Annotated in this window: 15 protein-coding genes; 3 read left to right on the top strand and 12 right to left on the bottom strand. The window is 59.2% G+C overall.

Going from position 1 to position 18,061, the window contains the following annotated elements; translation table 11 throughout:
• Positions 1-88: 88 nt before the first annotated feature.
• Positions 89-982 (top strand): LysR family transcriptional regulator, encoded by an 894-nt coding sequence (locus J3P81_RS14150; RefSeq protein ID WP_434559277.1) that lies wholly within the window; start codon positions 89-91, stop codon positions 980-982.
• Positions 983-1,007: 25 nt separating this feature from the next.
• On the opposite strand, the gene J3P81_RS14155 is transcribed toward J3P81_RS14150, so the two are convergent.
• From J3P81_RS14155 to J3P81_RS14165, 3 genes are all read right to left on the bottom strand, one after another.
• Positions 1,008-1,553 carry a cytochrome b gene (locus J3P81_RS14155; RefSeq protein ID WP_420763639.1) on the bottom strand — a complete coding sequence of 182 codons (546 nt, stop codon included), beginning with the start codon at positions 1,551-1,553 and terminating at the stop codon, positions 1,008-1,010.
• Positions 1,554-1,683: 130 nt separating this feature from the next.
• A complete protein-coding gene (locus J3P81_RS14160; protein ID WP_434559279.1) occupies positions 1,684-3,006 on the bottom strand; it encodes an APC family permease in 1,323 nt (440 codons plus the stop codon).
• A 161-nt stretch (positions 3,007-3,167) separates the two neighbouring features.
• Complete coding sequence (locus J3P81_RS14165) at positions 3,168-4,049, bottom strand: DMT family transporter (protein WP_434559281.1); 882 nt, start codon at positions 4,047-4,049, stop codon at positions 3,168-3,170.
• A 135-nt stretch (positions 4,050-4,184) separates the two neighbouring features.
• Here J3P81_RS14165 and J3P81_RS14170 point away from each other — a divergent pair, with 135 nt between their 5' ends.
• Complete coding sequence (locus tag J3P81_RS14170; RefSeq protein WP_434559283.1) at positions 4,185-4,880, top strand: TetR/AcrR family transcriptional regulator; 696 nt, start codon at positions 4,185-4,187, stop codon at positions 4,878-4,880.
• Positions 4,881-5,049: 169 nt separating this feature from the next.
• On the opposite strand, the gene J3P81_RS14175 is transcribed toward J3P81_RS14170, so the two are convergent.
• The 9 genes from J3P81_RS14175 to peaA form a co-directional block, all read right to left on the bottom strand.
• Entirely contained in the window at positions 5,050-5,976 is a 927-nt protein-coding gene (locus J3P81_RS14175; RefSeq protein WP_434559285.1) for an AEC family transporter, read from the bottom strand.
• A gap of 188 nt (positions 5,977-6,164) precedes the next feature.
• Positions 6,165-7,043 carry a LysR substrate-binding domain-containing protein gene (locus J3P81_RS14180; RefSeq protein ID WP_434559287.1) on the bottom strand — a complete coding sequence of 293 codons (879 nt, stop codon included), beginning with the start codon at positions 7,041-7,043 and terminating at the stop codon, positions 6,165-6,167.
• A gap of 45 nt (positions 7,044-7,088) precedes the next feature.
• On the bottom strand, positions 7,089-7,457 hold the full coding sequence (locus tag J3P81_RS14185; protein WP_434559289.1) for a RidA family protein: 369 nt from the start codon (positions 7,455-7,457) through the stop codon (positions 7,089-7,091).
• A gap of 164 nt (positions 7,458-7,621) precedes the next feature.
• On the bottom strand, positions 7,622-9,607 hold the full coding sequence (locus J3P81_RS14190; protein WP_434559291.1) for a M10 family metallopeptidase C-terminal domain-containing protein: 1,986 nt from the start codon (positions 9,605-9,607) through the stop codon (positions 7,622-7,624).
• A gap of 73 nt (positions 9,608-9,680) precedes the next feature.
• The gene (locus J3P81_RS14195) at positions 9,681-11,381 is read right to left on the bottom strand and encodes an AMP-binding protein (protein ID WP_434559293.1); all 1,701 of its coding nucleotides are present in this window, start codon (positions 11,379-11,381) and stop codon (positions 9,681-9,683) included.
• 80 nt (positions 11,382-11,461) lie between these two features.
• Positions 11,462-12,580, bottom strand: a complete 1,119-nt coding sequence (gene peaD / locus J3P81_RS14200; RefSeq protein WP_434559295.1) for a quinohemoprotein amine dehydrogenase subunit beta — start codon at positions 12,578-12,580, stop codon at positions 11,462-11,464.
• Positions 12,581-12,604: 24 nt separating this feature from the next.
• Positions 12,605-12,928 carry a quinohemoprotein amine dehydrogenase subunit gamma gene (qhpC, locus tag J3P81_RS14205; RefSeq protein WP_007933151.1) on the bottom strand — a complete coding sequence of 108 codons (324 nt, stop codon included), beginning with the start codon at positions 12,926-12,928 and terminating at the stop codon, positions 12,605-12,607.
• A 1-nt stretch (position 12,929) separates the two neighbouring features.
• A complete protein-coding gene (gene peaB / locus J3P81_RS14210) occupies positions 12,930-14,360 on the bottom strand; it encodes a quinohemoprotein amine dehydrogenase maturation protein (RefSeq protein ID WP_434559297.1) in 1,431 nt (476 codons plus the stop codon).
• 81 nt (positions 14,361-14,441) lie between these two features.
• A complete protein-coding gene (gene peaA, locus J3P81_RS14215) occupies positions 14,442-16,022 on the bottom strand; it encodes a quinohemoprotein amine dehydrogenase subunit alpha (RefSeq protein ID WP_420763627.1) in 1,581 nt (526 codons plus the stop codon).
• A gap of 476 nt (positions 16,023-16,498) precedes the next feature.
• Between peaA and J3P81_RS14220 the strand changes: the two genes are divergently transcribed.
• Positions 16,499-17,989 (top strand): aldehyde dehydrogenase family protein, encoded by a 1,491-nt coding sequence (locus J3P81_RS14220; RefSeq protein ID WP_420763626.1) that lies wholly within the window; start codon positions 16,499-16,501, stop codon positions 17,987-17,989.
• The last annotated feature ends 72 nt before the right edge of the window (positions 17,990-18,061 follow it).

The raw sequence follows: 18,061 nt of genomic DNA on the forward strand, positions 1-18,061 counted from the left end.
CTCCTCATCTATGTCGCAAATGCTACGATGCGGACTTTCAAGGCGGTAGATAGCCTTTCTGGCATACACCTTTGCGTGCGGAGCACAAATGGACTTCAACGGCAAATCAGGGGAAATGGCTGTGTTCGCCACGGTGGCGCAGGAAGGCAGCCTGTCGGCCGCCGCGCGCGTATTGGGGCTGACGCCCTCGGCGGTCAGCCGGACCATCGCGCGGACCGAACAGCGTCTGGGCACCCGCCTGCTGTTGCGCACCACGCGGGCGATCACCTTCACGGCCGAAGGCGAGGCTTACCTGCGCGGCGCTCGGCGGATCCTGGCCGACATGGCCGAGGTCGAAGAAGCCGTCGCCGACCAGGGCGTGCCCCGGGGCCGCTTGCGCGTCAGTGCCGCCCTTGGCCATGGGCGGCAAGCCATCGTTCCCTTGGTGGCGGCCTTCAGCGCCCGCTACCCGAACATCGTCGTCGACCTCACCCTCGGCGACGAAGTGGTCGACATCCTCGGCGGCCAGGCCGACGTCGCGGTGCGGTTTGGCCACTTGCCCGACAGCCCACTGACCGCGCGCCGGATCGGCGACACCGGCCAGGTGGTGGTGGCTTCGCCCGCCTATCTTGAGCGCCATGGCACACCCCAGGAACCGGAAGACCTGCTGCAACACAACTGCCTGCGCTTCAATTTCCGTCGCGCCGAACCCAACTGGCCGTTCATCCGCGACGGCGAAGAATTTTCCCTGAAAGTCACCGGCAACATCGAATGCAGCAGCGGCGAGGCGCTGGCACAACTCGCGCGTGTGGGCGCCGGCATCGCCCGTATCGGCGAGTTCACCGTGGCCGAGGATTTGCGGCGCGGCGATCTGGTACCGCTACTAGGTGCCTGGAACCCCGGGGACCGGGAACCGATCCACGCAGTTTTTGTTGGCGGGACGGCAATGCCAGCGCGGGTGCGGGTATTCGTCGATTTTCTGCTGGAGCATCATCGACTGTGAGCGTAGCCCGGGGGGACCAGGCGGCCTAGCGTCCGAACATTCGCACCAGAACGTCGCCTTCCCCGCCACGCCGCCGATGGATCAGCACCATGGCGACGTGGCCGATGATCAGTAGCAGCAGCAACCAACCCAACCAGCTATGCAGGAGGTTCGCGGGCAACATCATCCATTCGACTTTTTCATCGAAACCCGGCATCAACGGAATGCCCAACGGCGAAAAAGCCCGCCCGGAGCCGTATTGCCGGACCAGTGCGATCAGCGGAATGATGATGACGAGGGCATACATCGCCAGGTGTCCCAGTGTCGCTGCGATGCTCAGGGACGCGGGCCTATGGCCGCGATTGTGCAAGGACCAGCACGCCCGCAGTATCACCAGAAGTATCAATACGAACCCGAGTGTCTTGTGGGTGCCCCACAAAAATTTCTCGACGGCCGTGTCCTCCAGTAGAAGATGGGAAAACGCCGTAGCAAATTGCCACGCAAGCAAGGCGGCCATTGACCAGTGCAGGAAACGACTGACTGTTCCGTAGCGAACATGGCTGTCGTGTAGTTGCCAGTTTGATGAAGTCATCGTGCAAGCCCAGTGAGTGATCAGCCCAATGATAGATCATGCTGTCGGGTGACGGGCCGTCGTACGGCCGTACCCTGCCGCAATCAAGCTGCTTGGCTGTAGTCTCGCGTTCCTGCCTGCACTGCCCCGGCTAGTTTGGCTTCGCAACGGTAGGCACGGTCATCCGAGCAAAGACATACAGCAGCATGCCCACCAGGATGAGTGCCCCGCCGCGCAGCCAAGTGCCCATGTCTTGCTGACTCAGCAATACGAGACAAGACAGGATGGCTAGCACAGGTACCCACGTAGGCGTCTGATAATGCTCTTCTGCGACCTTGTCCTTGCGTAACACCAGCACCGCTATGTTGGTGCTGAGGAAAACGAACAGTAAGAGCAGAACCACGGTTTGCGCCAGGGTAGCCAAGGTCCCCGTGAGCGTCAGTGCGATTGCTACGAGGGTCGTTGCGACAATGGCCGCCCACGGCGTGCGCCGGTGGGGCAGTACCTTTTCCAGGAAGTCTGGCAAGAGGCCTAGATTTGCCATCCCATACGTGAGACGACTGGCCATGATCATGGTCAGCAGCGCCCCGTTGGCCACTGCGATGAGCGCGATGAACGCGAACAGGCGAGGCGGAATATCTAGCCCGGACGCACGGACCACCTCAAGTAACGGCGCCGAGGTCGCGAGCAGTTTCTCCGTGGACAGTACTGACGAGGCTGCGACCCCAACGGCCATGTAAACGACGCCCGCGGTTATCAGCGCCGCAAACAAGGCGCGGGGGTATACCTTGCGGACGTCCTTGATCTCTTCCGCGAGGTTGGCGGAAGTCTCAAAACCCACGAACGAATAGAACGCGAGCAACGCAGCGCCCAGGACGGCGAGCATCGGGCTGACTCCAGGCTTGAATTCCAGCGACCTTGCGAGTTGCGCTTCGCCAGAACTGAAGAAACTCCCCGCCGCGACGATGACCAGGATCAGCCCCGACAGCTCGATCACGGTCATCACCATATTCGCCCCCAGGGATTCCTTGATCCCTCTGGCATTCAACAGCGCGATGACCAACAAGAAAATCAGGGCTGCGACGTGGGCGGGTACTTCAATGAACGCTGCAAGGTAGTCCCCCGCGAAAGCCAGCGAGAGACCGGCAGCGCTTGTCACCGCCGCGGCGAGCATGCAAAAACCGACCAGGAACGATATCAACGGTGACTTGAAAGCCTTTTCGGCAAATACCGACGCTGCGCCCGCGTGAGGGTATTTCGAGACCAGTTCGGCATACGAACCCGCCGTCAGCATTGCGAACAATAACGCGATCAACAACGGCACCCAGATCGCGCCGCCGACTTCCCCAGCGATGGTACCCGCCAGCGCGTAAACGCCAGCGCCCAGCACATCGCCAAGTATGAACAGAAACAGCATCGGCCCCGTGACAGCGCGACGCAAAGAGGTCTTGGATTGGGACGTGTTTACTTTCATTGAAGGCTCTGTCACAGATGTGAATGCGCGAAGGTATTCAAGCGTCATGCATGCGCACAACGTCTGCACCAGTGGAATGGATTCGTAGGGTAAAAGTTCACTAAATCACCCGTGCCCTACTTAGCCCATAGCCAAACGAACGGTTATCCATCCAATGCCAACTACCCGTGCCGTTTGCTACCCAGCACCAAAGCAACACCCCCCAGCACGGCGACGGATGCCAAGACCATCCTTACGCTCAGGCTTTCACCCAGAAATACGATACCCGCCAGCGAAGCCAGGATGGGCACGCTCAACTGCACCGTTGCGGCTTGAAACGCCGCAAGATGACGCACCGCGACATACCAGACCGCGTAGCCGACGCCTGACGCCAGCGCGCCGGAAAGAACCGCATAAAACACACCCAGCGCATCCCAACGCAGCGTTGAGAGAAACGGCAAGCTTGCCACCAGGACCAGGGGAATCGACCGCAGGAAATTGCCGGTTGTGGTCGCCAGCGGATCGGCGACAGTTTTGCCAAGCAGCGAGTAGATTCCCCATGCCAGCCCCGATAACAGCATCGTAAGCGCGCTAACGGGGTCGGGAGCGGCTGCGCCTGGCAGCAGCAGACTGACCAGGCCAGCCATCGCCAACACAAACCCAACGATTGCCCGCGTATGCATCCGTTCGCCTTTGAACAAGCCGAACAGAACCATGCTCAGTTGAACCGCGCCAAACAACAACAGCGCCCCCGTCCCGGTCTCCAAATGACGGTACGCGAAGGAAAAAGCAAAGACGTAAACGAACAAGGCTGCGGCGCCCTTCCAACTGCCTTTGGTTAGGGTTGAGGACCGCCTCATGAGGCACATCAGCCCTAACACCAAGGCCCCGCTGACCAGCCGGACAACGCTGAAGCTCGCGGCATCGATATCAGTGTGCTTAAGCGCCAGGCGGCACAGCAATGAGTTAGCGGCGAAGGCGAACAGGGCGAAACAGGTCATCGCTATCAATCTGGCCGATGCTGACGAGTTGGACGCCAATGTGGGGTGTTTGCTTATTGTCATGGTCGATCCCAATGCCCAGGCAGGCTCTTAGAACGTTCGACGCCACCGCGCCCGTTGAAACACGTTCAACTACGCTGGGCTTATAGTCGTCTCTGTACCGATCGGTCAATACAACTATCTTCCTACGACCCTCGGATGAGCTACTCCCGTTTGTATCCTTCAACGCGCACGCATGGGTATGATTGCCGCTCAACCGGTTGGAAATGGCCCATGGGAAAAAAGAACGCCGTCGTCGCTGCCGAACCTGCTGAAACCAGCACCAAGGAGCGGATACTGAAAGTCGCTGCGCAATTGTTTTCGACGCGCGGGTTTCACGCGACCGGCATGGCTGAGTTGGAAAAAGCCACCGGCCTGGCTCGAGGCGCGCTGTATTACCACATCGGCAGCAAGGAAGAGCTCCTGTTCGAGATCACCAGCCGGTACTTGCGGGTGCTCATCGCTGAGGGCACGCCTCTGTGCGAGGGTGACCTGCCCGCGGAGGATAAATTTCGCCAGTTCTCCGCCATTGTGATGCGCACGATTGTCACTCACCTGGCCGAAATGACGGTATGTTTCCGGGAGGTGTATTCCGTCATTGGCGAGCGCCAGACCGAGTTGCTCGCCCTGCACCGGCAGTATGAAAAGCTCTGGTCGCAAATCCTCAAGGCCGGCGTGAACGAGGGGACCTTCCGTACAGCTGACGCGTTGGCCGTCAAGGCTATCCTTGGCATACACCATTACAGCTACTTGTGGATCAAGCCCGGCGGCCCGCGCTCGCCGGAATCCATCGCGACGTTTTTCTGCGACACCCTCCTGCCCGGACTGAAGGTTGAGCAAGGCGGTTCCCTGTAGGTCGGACTGTTGAAAAGCCCACTGACGGATCAAAAAATGTAGAATCCGCTCGCCAAAAAACCGTTCCTTCGCATCGTTGCTGTGCGCGATGGGCCACGGGCAAATCGCCGGCTTGCGATTGAACGGTTTGGACGGCGGACTGCTTTGCTCTACAGGCCGCGGTGCATATTCAAATCCACAGGGTCATCACGAGGATGACAGCTGGAAGTGCCAGTCCTGCCAGCATGGTCTGGCAAGCGATGATCCCAGCCATAAGAGGGGCATCCCCTCCTAACTGCCTTGCCATGATGTAGGAGGACGAGGCCGTGGGCAGTGCTTGGAACAGAAGTGCTGCAACCGCGGCCTTTCCTTCAAGTCCGAATAGGTGGCACGCCCAAAGTGTCACCAGCGGCATGATTAAAAACTTGGTCAGCGACGAGTAACCAACCGGACGCCACCATTGCCTGATGCTTGCGAACTCAAGCGCAGCACCCACGCAGAGCAATCCGAGCGGTAGTGACATTTGCCCCAAGGCTTTGAGCATCGGCTCAATGCCCACAGGTAATCCCCAGCCCGAGAATTGGATCAATCCGCCGGCGAAGCACGCAAGTATCAGCGGGTTCAATGCCAACTGTTTGAGGACTTTGCCCAATGACATCCTGCCGCCTGAGCCGTACTTTGCGAAGACCAATACACACAAAATGTTCACACTGGGCACGATGGCCGCGTTCGCTACCGCGGCCAGGGCTATACCCTGCACACCGAACAAGCCCGCAGCTGCCGACACACCCACGTAATTATTGAAACGTATCCCCCCCTGAAAAACCGAAGTGAACGCAGCATCGTCCGTGGTGATCAGCGATCTGGCGCTCAACAACATTAGCGATACCACAACAGTCGAGAATACGAGCACCGAAACCATGCTTTGAAACGGCACGCCATCAAGGTTGGCGGTCGCCAGTCCGTGAAAGAAAAGAGAAGGCAACAACACGTAATACGCCAAGCGCTCTGCCTGCGCCCAAAAAGTATCCGCCAAAAACTGACGATGCTTGAGCCACGCGCCCAGCACGATCAAAAGCGCGATGGGCAACAAGGCAGTCAGCAAGGAGAGGGTCATGCGCGTGCCTTGATTTTCTGTGCCAACGGTTCGCATTCCGCAATCCGTCGGCTCATCAGCGGCATGTCTACGGTAGGTCTACTGATCATGGCGCCCCCAAAAACTTAATGACTGAGGACCACGATAAGAGGTCGAACTCCAAAATAAAAACGTTTTAAACTTCAGCGATCAACAAGTATTACTCATGGTTAATCGGGCAAGACATGGGCTTTCACCGCGTTCGCCAGCGCTGCCGCCAGTCGCGCAAGCGGACGATCTTCGCGCTCCAGCAATACCACACGCCTGGTTTTTTGAGGGATGCCGAACGGTTGAACGGCCAGTGTTTTCAAGCTTATGACTTGGTGCCGGGAGAGCGGAACGATCGATACGCCCAACCCGCTTGAGACCATCTTGATAATCGCATCCTGGCTATCCAGCTCCATGCTGGTCTCCACACGCAGCCGCATAGCGCGAAGCTCTCGCTCAATGGTTCGACCTGCCCAGGCGCGACGATCGAATCGAATGAACGGCTGGCTTTTGAGTAGAAGCTTCAAGTCCTCATGCGCGTGTGATACCGGCGCGATGATCCAGAACCCTTCCTCGTAAAGTACCGTGCTTGCCAGGCCGTAAGGGTGTGGTTTTACCGGTTCGGTGGTGATCGCAACGTCAAGCTCGCCCGCCTCTACGCGCGTGGCCAATTCGGCGGACATTCCCGACGCAACAGTGATGCGCAGGTGAGGATGTTCGGCACGCAATGCCGACAGCGCGAGAGGCAGCACGCTCGCCAGCGCTGTATGAATGGCACCGATTCTAAGCCTGCCGCGCAACTCGGTGTCGCCTCCAATCTCGGACGAGATGCCGTCGTATAAGGCTAGAATTTCTCGCGCGCGCTCAACGGCAATATGCCCAGCATCCGTCAGCACCGGCAACCGCCGTGACCGATCAAACAGAAGTGTATTGAAATCTTCCTCCAAAGACCGGACGTGAAGGCTGATCGCTGACTGGGTCAAATGCACGGCGTCCGCGGCCCTAACAAAAGAACCGTATTGGGCAATGGCAAGCAGCGTTCGAAGTGCGCGTAGAGACATAGCCATTAATCCTGCAGATTGATGGCCGAGCTTGTCATAAAGGGATCAAGCATCAAGGGCAGGTTTCGCTGCTATTACCATGATCTCAACCAGCACCTCGGGTCGCGCCAGACTTGCCTGAACAGTGGCCCGTGCAGGAGCGCAGTCGGTTGGAAGCCAGGCATCCCACACTGAGTTCATCGCCGCGAAATCACGATCAATGTCTTTAAGCCAGATCTGTGCGCTCAAAAGCTGGCCCTTGTCGCTGCCCGCCAACGCCAACAAGGCTTCGATTTTGGCCAGCACCTGCTGCGTCTGCTCTTCGATGCCGGCCTGTAGATCAGTAGGTACCTGGCCGGAGAGATAAAGCAGATCGCCGTGACTAACCACACCGGACATCCGCGCGTTGCTCTGAAAACGTTCAATCGTTGCCATCGGTTTTAATCCATGAACTGGGAATATTAAGGTCGGGCCGTCAACCAGCCGAACCATACGCTGGGCACCACCAAATGCCAAGGTTATGCCCAGCGCAGCTGGATTGACATCCAAGCGGGCCTTTCATGCCAACGCCTTAGGCCCGGAACAGCCAGGTTTGCGTTTCACGCCAGCGAGTCAGCCACTCCGATCAGTTGAAAGACCTCCTCTTGCGGGGGCTCGGCGAAGATGATGTTCAAGTCACGGTAACCGGAGTGATCCCCGACCAGGCTCAACTCGAATCGAGCCCCTGATGCGTCGGCTTCGTAGCTCTTCAAGTAAGTCAGGTTCTTGGCTTCATTGACAACCACATCCAAGGTGCCGTTGTACCCATTGCCGAGTCGGGTAAAGCCCAAGGCGGACACATCGATCGTGTCTTCACCCGTGGTGTAGTCCATCAGGCGGTCAGTGTGGTTTTCGGTGGCGGTACGGTAGCTGTCGCTCAGCAGGTCGAAGCGGAACACGTCGTTGTTGCCGCCACCGACCAATTGGTCCCGGCCTTCTGCGCCAATCAATACGTCATTGCCTAACGCTCCATAGAGGCGATCATCGCCCGCGTGCCCTTCGATGATTTCGCCTCGGGCGTTGCCTTGTAAACGATCGTCCCCTTCGGTGCCCACCAACCTGGCTTGCTGGAACAGGACGTTGGTTTCATCCAGCGTTTGGCCCAGATTACCCTCGAAGACCACTTCGAAGCGTTCCCCATCCGCGTTGGCCTCGAAACTCTTGAGGTAGGTCCGCGTCCCGCTTTCATTGACGCGTATCGCCAGCGTTCCGTCATAGCCATTGCCCAGCCCGAGGAAGCCCAGGGATGAGAGATCGAGGGTATCGGTGCTGGGGTCGAAGTCGGTGATTCGGTCGCTATGGGCGGTGGTTGCGGTTCGGTAACTGTCTGCGATTGACTCGTAACGGAACGTATCGGCACCGGCCCCGCCCGTCAGCAGGTCACGACCTTCCTGGCCATCGAGCAGATCGTTACCGGCTCCGCCAGAGATCGCATCGTCGAATGACGCGGTACCGGGCAAGAAATCATCATCGCGGCCACCGTCGACGTGGTGATAGCCGTCGTCGGGATTGCCAAAGCTGTGGTCCAGGCTACCGTCGGGGTTCAACTGAACCAGGGAGGCCAGGTAGCCGTCCGCGCTTGTACCTTGGCTTGCGCCAATCAATACCTTGCCGTTGGCCAGCACAATCATGTCGGCGATCGCAAAAGGAGCGTTTTGCGAGCCCCAACTCACCTTACCCTGGTCACCGAAGCTGCTGTCGAGCGAGCCGTCGGCGTTGAGTCGGGTGACGGTCGCCACGCCCCCCGAGGCGCCCGCCAGCAGGATTTTGCCGTCATCCTGGATGACGAGGGCATCCGCATGAACATCCAGGGCGAGGCTGCCCCCGTTCGCGAAGCCGCTATCCAGGGTACCGTCCGGGTTGAGGCGGGTCAGGGTATCTTGCCCTGTGACCAATACTTTCCCGTCTTCCTGCAGCGAAACGTCGATCGTGCCGCTGGGGTGAATGCCGACGGAGGCTGGCAGGTGCAAGACCCCTGCCTCTGCGAAAGACGGGATCAAGGCCCCCGTCGCGTCGAAGCGGGCGATATGGATCTCCCCGGAGGGATACGCCGCGCTTGCGAAAAAGCTTCCGTCGCGTTGCACGGAGAACGACGCTTGCTGGCCTAGATTGTCATTCCAGTAAAAAGGCACGATCGCGGTGCCGCCATTCCCGAAACTCGTATCCAGGCTGCCGTCCGCCAAGGTGCGACTTACCCCCGATACCCAGGCGTCGCCGACTTGCACGTACTGCGCCACCAGGTAAGCGCCTCCCGGCTGCACCGCGGCATTACCGCCGTCCTCGATATCGAGCGACACAGGAAGAAGCGATTTACCGTCTCCACTGAAACTGCGGTCCAGGCTACCGTCGGCATCGAACCGGACCAGGCTACCGGTGAAGCCCGAGTCCTCTTCGCCTCCCAATCCCAGGCGACTATAAGCGCCCAGCCAGATAGCACCGTCCGGATCGACCGTGATACCTGCGACAGTGTCCGAGCCCCATAAGGTGGTGGCCACCATGCCTGTGTTCCGCGCCGCTGCAGCGGCGGGCGAAATGTCCTGACTCATGTCCATGTCTCCTGTAGCTATTAGGCGCCAAAAACTATAGACATGGGTCAGTCAGGTTGCCACTTTTCATCCCTCAACCGCCTATCAAGGGCATCGGCGAACCGGGCGCTCCCAGTTCCTCTACGCTGATTTCACGCATGCGGAACTTCTGCACCTTACCGCTGACGGTCATCGGAAAGTTGTCAACGAACTTGAAGTGGCGTGGCGTCTTGAAATGAGCGATCCGGCCCTTGCAGTAATCGCGCAGCTCTTCAGCGCTTGCCTGGTGTCCCTCGTGCAGCCTGATCCAAGCAACGATCTCTTCCCCATAGACTTTGTCCGGAACACCGATGACCTGAACGTCTGCCACCGAAGGATGGCTGAAGAAGAACTCCTCTATTTCGCGCGGGTAGACGTTCTCGCCCCCTCGAATGATCATGTCCTTATTGCGCCCGATGATCTTCAGATAACCCTCGTCGTCCATGATTGCCAGGTCGCCGGTGTGCATCCAGCCCGCATCGTCGATGGCCTGCGCGGTCGCCTGCGGGTTGTTCCAGTAGCCCAGCATCACGCTGTAGCCGCGAGTACACAGTTCGCCAATCTGACCGCGAGGAACGACCCGGTTCTGTTCGTCGATGACCTTGCTTTCCAAGTGCGGCTGGGTGCGGCCGACACGGGTGACTCGGTGTTCGATATCGTCGTCCGGCCCGGTCTGGGTGGAGACCGGGCTGGTTTCGGTCATGCCGTAGGCGATCTGCATCTCCTTGAGGTGCAGGTCTTCGATCACCCGCTTCATGACTTCGATCGGGCAGGTGGAGCCGGCCATGATGCCCGTTCGCAGATGACTCAAATCCAACGACTGGCGCTGCGGGTGGTCGAGCATCGCGATGAACATGGTCGGCACGCCATACACGCCGGTCGCTTTTTCCTGTGCGGCGGCCCGCAAGGTCTCCAGAGGATCGAACGCCGCACTGGGGTAGATCATTGTCGTTCCGTGGGTGACACAACCCAGGTTACCCATGACCATGCCGAAGCAGTGATACAACGGCACCGGTATTACAAGCCGGTCTTGCTCGCTGAGCTTCAGGCTTTCACCGACCATAAAGCCGTTATTCAGGATGTTGTAATGGCTGAGGGTGGCGCCTTTAGGGAATCCGGTGGTCCCCGAGGTGTACTGGATGTTGACCGGATCGTCGAACTGCAATTGTTCGCCGCGTTCGCGCAATTGCTCCGGAGCCACTCGTTCCGTCAGGTCTCGCAACCCCTCCCATGACAACATACCGGCGGCTGGCGCATCGCCAAGGCTGATCACGCCCCGCAACTCAGGCAACCGGCCACTTTGCAGTGCGCCTACGGCGCAGCGTTGGAGTTCGGGCAGCAGATCATGAAGCATCGCGTGGTAGTTGGAGGTCTTGAACGAATCGGCACAAATCAGCCAGCGGCACCCCGACTGCTTGAGGGTGTATTCAAGCTCGGTCAGGCGGTAGGCCGGATTGATGTTCACCAACACCGCTCCCACCTTGGCGGTTGCGAATTGGGCAATGCACCATTGCGCGCAGTTCGGCGACCAGATGCCGACCCGTTCACCGGCCTTGAGGCCCAGCGCGAGCAATCCTCGTGCGCAACAGTCCACCTCCTCGGCCAACTGTGCCCAGGTGTAGCGCAGCCCTTGATGCCGTACGACCAACGCTTCGCGATCGCAGAACCGTTCCACCGCTCGGTCGAACGCCGCGCCAATGGTCATCGCCAGCAAGGGTGTAGTTTGCGGTCCACGGGTGTAACTGGGGACACTCATATCTGTTCTCTCTGTACGATCCAAATGTGGTCCGGGGTTTCAACCACGGCGCTTTGTTGAATGGCTTGCCCTCTTTGTTTTTAACGCGTGAATATCTGCGCCGTGGTAATCGCCATATCACCGCCGGGCAATTTGATGTTGCCGATCTGCTTCAAACTGTCGGCGTCGAACACCGCTACGTCGTTGAAGGTACCCGCCAGGTAAATCTTGCTGCCGGCCTTGTTGAACGAAATGCAGTAAAAGGAATGGTCCAGCGTGGCGGCCTGAAGCAGTTTTTTCTGCTTGATGTCGTACTTGGCCAGACGGTTGAGTACACCGAACATCAGGTTCGGGTCCTTGGGCGAACGCATGCCACTGAAATAGATCTCCGTCAGAGGGCCGAAGTCGGTGGTTTCGGTCTTGCCGGTTTTCAGGTCGATGCTGAACAGCCCATAGAGGTATTCGGCGGTGGCCGGGTCCTGCTGCTTGTCCTTGAATTTCGCGGCGGTGTAGAGCAGCGAAAAATCATGGCGGTACGTTTGCTGGTTCCACACATAAAGCACGTCCGGCGCGCTGTAGTTTTCACGCTTCCAATGACGACTGGGGATCAGCACGTCGAATGTGCCGGTGTTCACGTTGACCTTGTAGACATCCGCTCCCGCCACATACAGCGTGCCATCGTCACCGCTTTGCATGATGGTCAGCTGCCGCGGTGCCGGAAAACTGCGAACAGGTTTGGCGTTCATGCCGGCATCGGTGGCGTACACATCGAGCCGGGGTTGCTGTACTTCGTAACGGTCGTTGAGCATCAACGTCGGGTTGGCGATGGCAAAGAGTTCCTTGCCGTCGTGGCCAACAGTAAAAGCGAACATGGATTTCGCTTTCTCCCCCGGTTTCTGGGTGATGCTGGCGTGAAAGACCTGTTTGCAGCTGTCCAGCTCAACACCGTAAATATCCGCGTAATGGTTGTTCAACACGTACGCGGTCTTGCGATCCGGCGACAGTTGCACGGTGCCGGGACCGAAGGCGTCCGGCATCTTGCAGGTCTTGAACAGGCTGTCGGTGGCCAGGTCGATCACGTGCAGGTTGTTCGGATAATTGGTGGTCACCATGTACTCGTGACCGCTTTGCAGTGCGGTGTTTTCATCGGCCAGGACATCGAATGAGATAACGCCCAGGACACCGAACGCGGCCAAGCCGCAGGCTTTGATGCATTGCATGCTGGAATCCTTCTTCATGACCGATCACTTGTCTTTAGGAAAAACGGTGCCGAGGTTGCGCCAGTTTTCATTGGACGCCTGGGCATCCTTGTTCCAGTCCGGATAGGTGCTCATCATGTCCGGTACCTGGGCCGGCCACCAGCAGGGGTCGGAGCAACCATACAGGTCGGCTTCCATCGGCTGGCACAGCGACGACACGCCGCCGAACGCGTCGATTTCCCAACCAGGATCGGTGGTCGAGGCGCAGCCGGCGACGGAGCTCATCGCCACCACTTCTTCGATTCGGTTCTCGGCCGCGGCCTGATCGAGTTTCTGGGCTTTGTTGTTGATTGCCTTGAGATGTTTCATATCAGTGAGCCTTGCGCGGAGTGATGTAACTGCTGATAAACGCAGGGTTGTGAGCCATGATCCGGGTGTAGACCTCGATGCCGAAGTCGACCCAGCCACGCATCAGTTCGCAGTAGTGGTAGGTCGGATGAGTCGGGTCGCCGTATCGGGCGTAGCTCTCGTGGTAGCAGCCGCCGGAGCAGAGATTGCGGATCTGGCAGTCTTCACAGCCAGTATTGGTACGGTCGAGCCGCTGGGACAGGAAGTCATTCAACTCGACCTGTTTCACCCCGCTGTGAACATTACCGAACGTCGGCAGGCTCGAACCGGTAAAGCGGTGGCACAGGTTCAATTCGCCCTTGTGATCCACCGCCAGCATTTTCAGGCCCGCGCCGCACGGCAGGGCTTTCTTGTGGCCCTCATGGATGTCGGTGATCAACTGGTGCAGGTTGGAGAACCCGATGTTGCGGTGCTCCAGTGCCGCTTCCAGGTAACGACGACCAAGCTTTTTCATGTTGGCGAAGACCTCGATCAGTTCGTCGCTGGACAGGTTGAAGCTGCTGATATCACCGGACGTCACCGGAGCAAAACCGACCTCGGCAAATCCCAGTTCGTTGAACAGGTGGTCCCAGATGGTCTCTACATCGGTAACGCCAGTGGTCAGGGTCACCCGCGCGCCCACTGGACGGCTGTTGTAACGCGACAACAGCATCTCGGCCTTGCGCCGCACCACGTCATACGTGCCCTGCCCACCCACCGTGATGCGATTGCGATCATGCACGGTCTTCGGCCCGTCGATACTCACCGAGAGCCCGAAGCGGTGGGCGTTGAGGTAGTCCACGGTGTCTTCGGTGAGCAGCGTGGCGTTGGTGGTCATGACGAACTCGACGAACTTGCCCGCCTCGGCAAACCGCTTTTCACAGTAGTCGACCATGTACTCGATCAGCTTGCGGTTGCTCAGCGGCTCCCCCCCGAAGAACACCACAGTGAAACGCTCTTCATCGGGGGATTCGCGCAGCAGCATTTCTACCGAAGCGACCGCCGTTTCGACGTCCATCTTCTTGCCCGCCGAGGGCTTGTCGAGGTCTTCTTTGTAGCAGTAGGTGCAGCTCAGATTGCAGCCCGTGTTGACGTTGAGCACCACGGTATTGATTGCGGTGCGCTCCACCCGTTTGGTACCGATGTCCGGCGACACCGGTGAGCCGTCGCTGACCAGTCCCAGGGAAATCAGCTCACGCAGGGTTTCGGTGATTTCTTCGCCGTTGAAGCGTGCGGCCAAGCGCTGGATCAGGTCGTCCGATGAGCAGCCGGGGCCGCGCAAGGTATCGATGATGGTGCCCGTCAGCTCATCGCTGGCGAACAGCGAGCTGCTGGGAATGTGGAACAGCATGCGGTCGGCGTCGACATGCACTTCGTGCAGATTGCGTTCGACCAGATTCAAAATAGCGCCCATTGCAAACCTCCTGTGCAAGCCCCGATTCACGAGGCCTGCGGTCATTCCGAAAAGTGTCTGGAACCGCTACAAACAGCCAACTTATGGAATGGGTGGATTGTTCCAGCGTTGCACGGTGACGATCATGTGGCCTTCGCCGGTCAGGGATTTCCCTGCGTCGTCGACGGCGGCGATCACCTTGAGATTGCCGGCATTGTTGGTGGACATCTTGCGCTGCGGGTTCGGCCCGGCATCGCCTGGGGTGAACACACCGGTATCGGCCTGCATGGTGCCGGCAAACTTGACGTCTTCATCCTCTTTGGCACGGTCATCGAAAGCCTCGACCTTCCATTGCGCAGGGAATACGCCGATGCGATAGGGCTTGCCGTCAGCGCCCTTGCCCCAGGCTTCGGCATCGAAACGGCCCTGGACTTTTGGCGTCGAACCACCGCCCTCGCCGATCCGCGCCACCGAGAATTCGGGCACGACTTTGACTTCAGCGATCTTGCTATAGACCGACAGTGTCGGGCCTTTCAGCGTGCCGAGCGTGACGTTGCGCAAGCCCGGTTGCGCATTGGCAGCGGCCTTGATCTTGACTCGCAGGCGCTCCGGACTTTGCTCAAGCACCTGAACCACTTCCACGCCTTTGCCAAAATCCGGTTTGCCGGTCAGGCCGCTGCCGATCAGGGTAACTTCGGTTTCGCTGCCCGCCTTCAGATACCCCGGCTGCACGGCCAGCAAACGGTTGGAGCCCTGTTTGGCGGCGACAAAGTCCAGGCCCCGCTCGTCGTGCTCGGCCTCGAACATCCGACCCTGCATGGCGTTGCCCTGGGCGGCGAACACCTGACGCATGACTACGCCATCGATGGTCACGTTGCCGCGCCATTCGTAACCGGTGTAGAGAATCGCACTGCCATCGCCGTTGAACGGGCTGCCGTCGGCATACTGACCTTTGACGTTGACCTTGAACGTGTCGCTGCCATCGGCAGTCACGCTCATGACGCCAGCCAGTTCGCCTTTACCCGGCAGGTGCCCGCTGAAGCTCCAGTCGCCGACCAGCGCCTCGGCTTTCGGCGCGCTACCCACCCATTTCTTCCAGGCCGGGTTGTCCAGCGAATAACGCTTGGCCAGCAGCGGCACCATCTCTTTGCGGGCCAGATCGAACCAATCGCGGTCGCGGGACAGGGCCTGGTATTCGAGGGACGGCCATTGGCCGAGGTGGAAGTTCACCAGGCGCTCCCATTCCTGGGCAGGTCGACGCTGCAGGGCAACCCGCGCACCGGAGTGACAGCGGCCACACATCTGGCTGGTCTGGTCGTCGAACTTCTCGACGGTATTGAGCCGTCGCTCCAAGGCATAACGCACACCATCGGTCTCACTGGGCGCCAAGCCTTGGGTGTCAGCCAGGTATTTGACGAGGGTCCGGCGATCGTCATCGCTGATCTGCACACCATGCATGACCTGCATCCGGGCAATACTCATCAGCCAGCCTTCCGGCGTTTTGCGCTGGTGGCTGATACGGCTCAGGGCGTTATCGGCTTCGGGGATGTGACAGCCCTGACAGGTTTCCCTGAGGATGGTCTGGGCGTCGCGAGCTGCCAGGCTGTAAGGCGAATGCAGCGCTACACAGGCCGCCACGGTCAACAGACTGGCGCTCAGGCCTGATCGGAGTTTTCTCTTCATCAACGTCGAACCTCCCACGGTGCTTTCTTATTTTTGTGGCTTATCGTTTTTATGGTTTCTGCCGTCGGCGACAAGCCGCTGACGGAGGCAAGAGAAACGTCTGCGATGAGCAATACACGGAGCGTGCCAGCTTAACGAACGGCATTTAAATCAATGAGTTATAGGAATATCTTGGCTTTTCTACGCATCAGAACGAGATGACCTGCGTCTTATATCGCGACAGCCGTTGCAGTCTGAGACAAGCATAGGTGCCCCCGGCTGGAATACTTCATGGCCAGCGGCAATGTTCAAGTACAAACGCAATGGCTCGCCGTCTCACCGATGTCGCGATTTGCGACAAAACCACTGGGTGCCATTTTCTCCTTTTATCGCTCAACCCCCGCCAACAAAGGGCCTTGGCCCGTTCCCGGTACTTGGCACAGCCATTGCCAACCTTGGAGAGATCCACGTTCTCACGCACAACAAGAGGTCTCATCATGCCCCTGCCTAATCTGCTTCCCGCCACCTCGGCCTTCGTCCAACGCGCCCCACGCATGCTCATCGGCGGCGACTGGGTCGAGGCCGCGGACGGCCAGACCATGCCCCTGCACAACCCGGCCACGGGCGAAGTGTTATGCGTGGTGCCACGGGCCACGCCCGAGGATGTCGACCGTGCAGTGCTCGCCGCCCGTCAGGCGTTCGACGATTCGGCCTGGACCCGCACCCGCCCTCGGGAACGGCAGAACCTGCTGTGGAAACTCGCCGATCTGATGCAGCGCGACGCCGAACTGCTGGCGCAACTCGAATGCCTGAACAACGGTAAGAGCGCGGCGGTGGCGCAAGTGATGGACGTGCAGCTGTCTATCGATTTCCTGCGCTACATGGCCGGTTGGGCCACCAAGATCGAAGGTTCCAGCGTTGACGTGTCGCTGCCGCTGATGCCCAACGATCAATTTCACAGTTTCATTCGTCGCGAAGCGGTGGGCGTGGTCGGGGCCATCGTCGCCTGGAATTTCCCGCTGCTGCTGGCTTGCTGGAAACTCGGTCCGGCCCTGGCCACCGGTTGCACCGTCGTGCTCAAACCTGCCGACGAAACACCGTTGACCGCGCTGAAGCTCGCCGAACTGGTGCTGGAAGCCGGTTACCCCGAAGGCGTGTTCAATGTGGTCACCGGCACCGGTGTCACGGCGGGCTCCGCCCTGACTCATAACCCGTTGGTGGACAAGCTGACGTTCACCGGCTCCACCGCCGTGGGCAAGCAGATCGGCAAGATCGCCATGGAATCCATGACCCGGGTCACCTTGGAGCTGGGCGGCAAATCCCCAACCATTGTGATGGCCGACGCCGACCTGAAGACCGCCGCAGCGGGCGCCGCCAGCGCGATCTTCTTCAACCAGGGCCAGGTCTGCTGCGCCGGGTCCCGGCTGTATGTGCAACGCAAGCATTTCGACAATGTGGTGGCGGACATCGCCGACATCGCCAATGCGATGAAACTGGGCAATGGCTTGGACCCCAGTGTCGCAATGGGCCCGCTGATTTCCGCGCGTCAACAGGAGCGGGTTTATGGTTACATCGAAAAAGGTCGGGAAAGCGGCGCGACCATCGCTTGCGGCGGTGAGCAATTCGGCCCAGGCTTCTTCGTCAAGCCCACGGTGATTGTGGATGTCGATCAGCGGCACTCATTGGTACAAGAGGAAATCTTCGGCCCGGTGCTGGTGGCGATTCCGTTCGATGACGAAGCCGATGCGCTGCGCCTGGCCAATGACAGCCCTTATGGCCTTGGGGCGAGTATCTGGTCGAATGACTTGGCCGCGGTGCACCGGATGATTCCGCGGATCAAGTCGGGCTCGGTGTGGGTCAACTGCCACAGCGCCCTGGACCCGGCATTGCCGTTTGGCGGCTACAAGATGTCGGGGGTCGGGCGTGAAATGGGATATGCGGCGATCGAGCATTACACCGAGTTGAAGTCGGTGTTGATCAAGTTGTGATTGGCGGCGTTCTTTAGACCGCTATCGCGAGCAGGCTCGCTCCCACAGTGGATATTCGGTCGACGCAAAACC

Source organism: Pseudomonas sp. R1-6, assembly GCF_051132115.1.
Lineage (GTDB): Bacteria > Pseudomonadota > Gammaproteobacteria > Pseudomonadales > Pseudomonadaceae > Aquipseudomonas.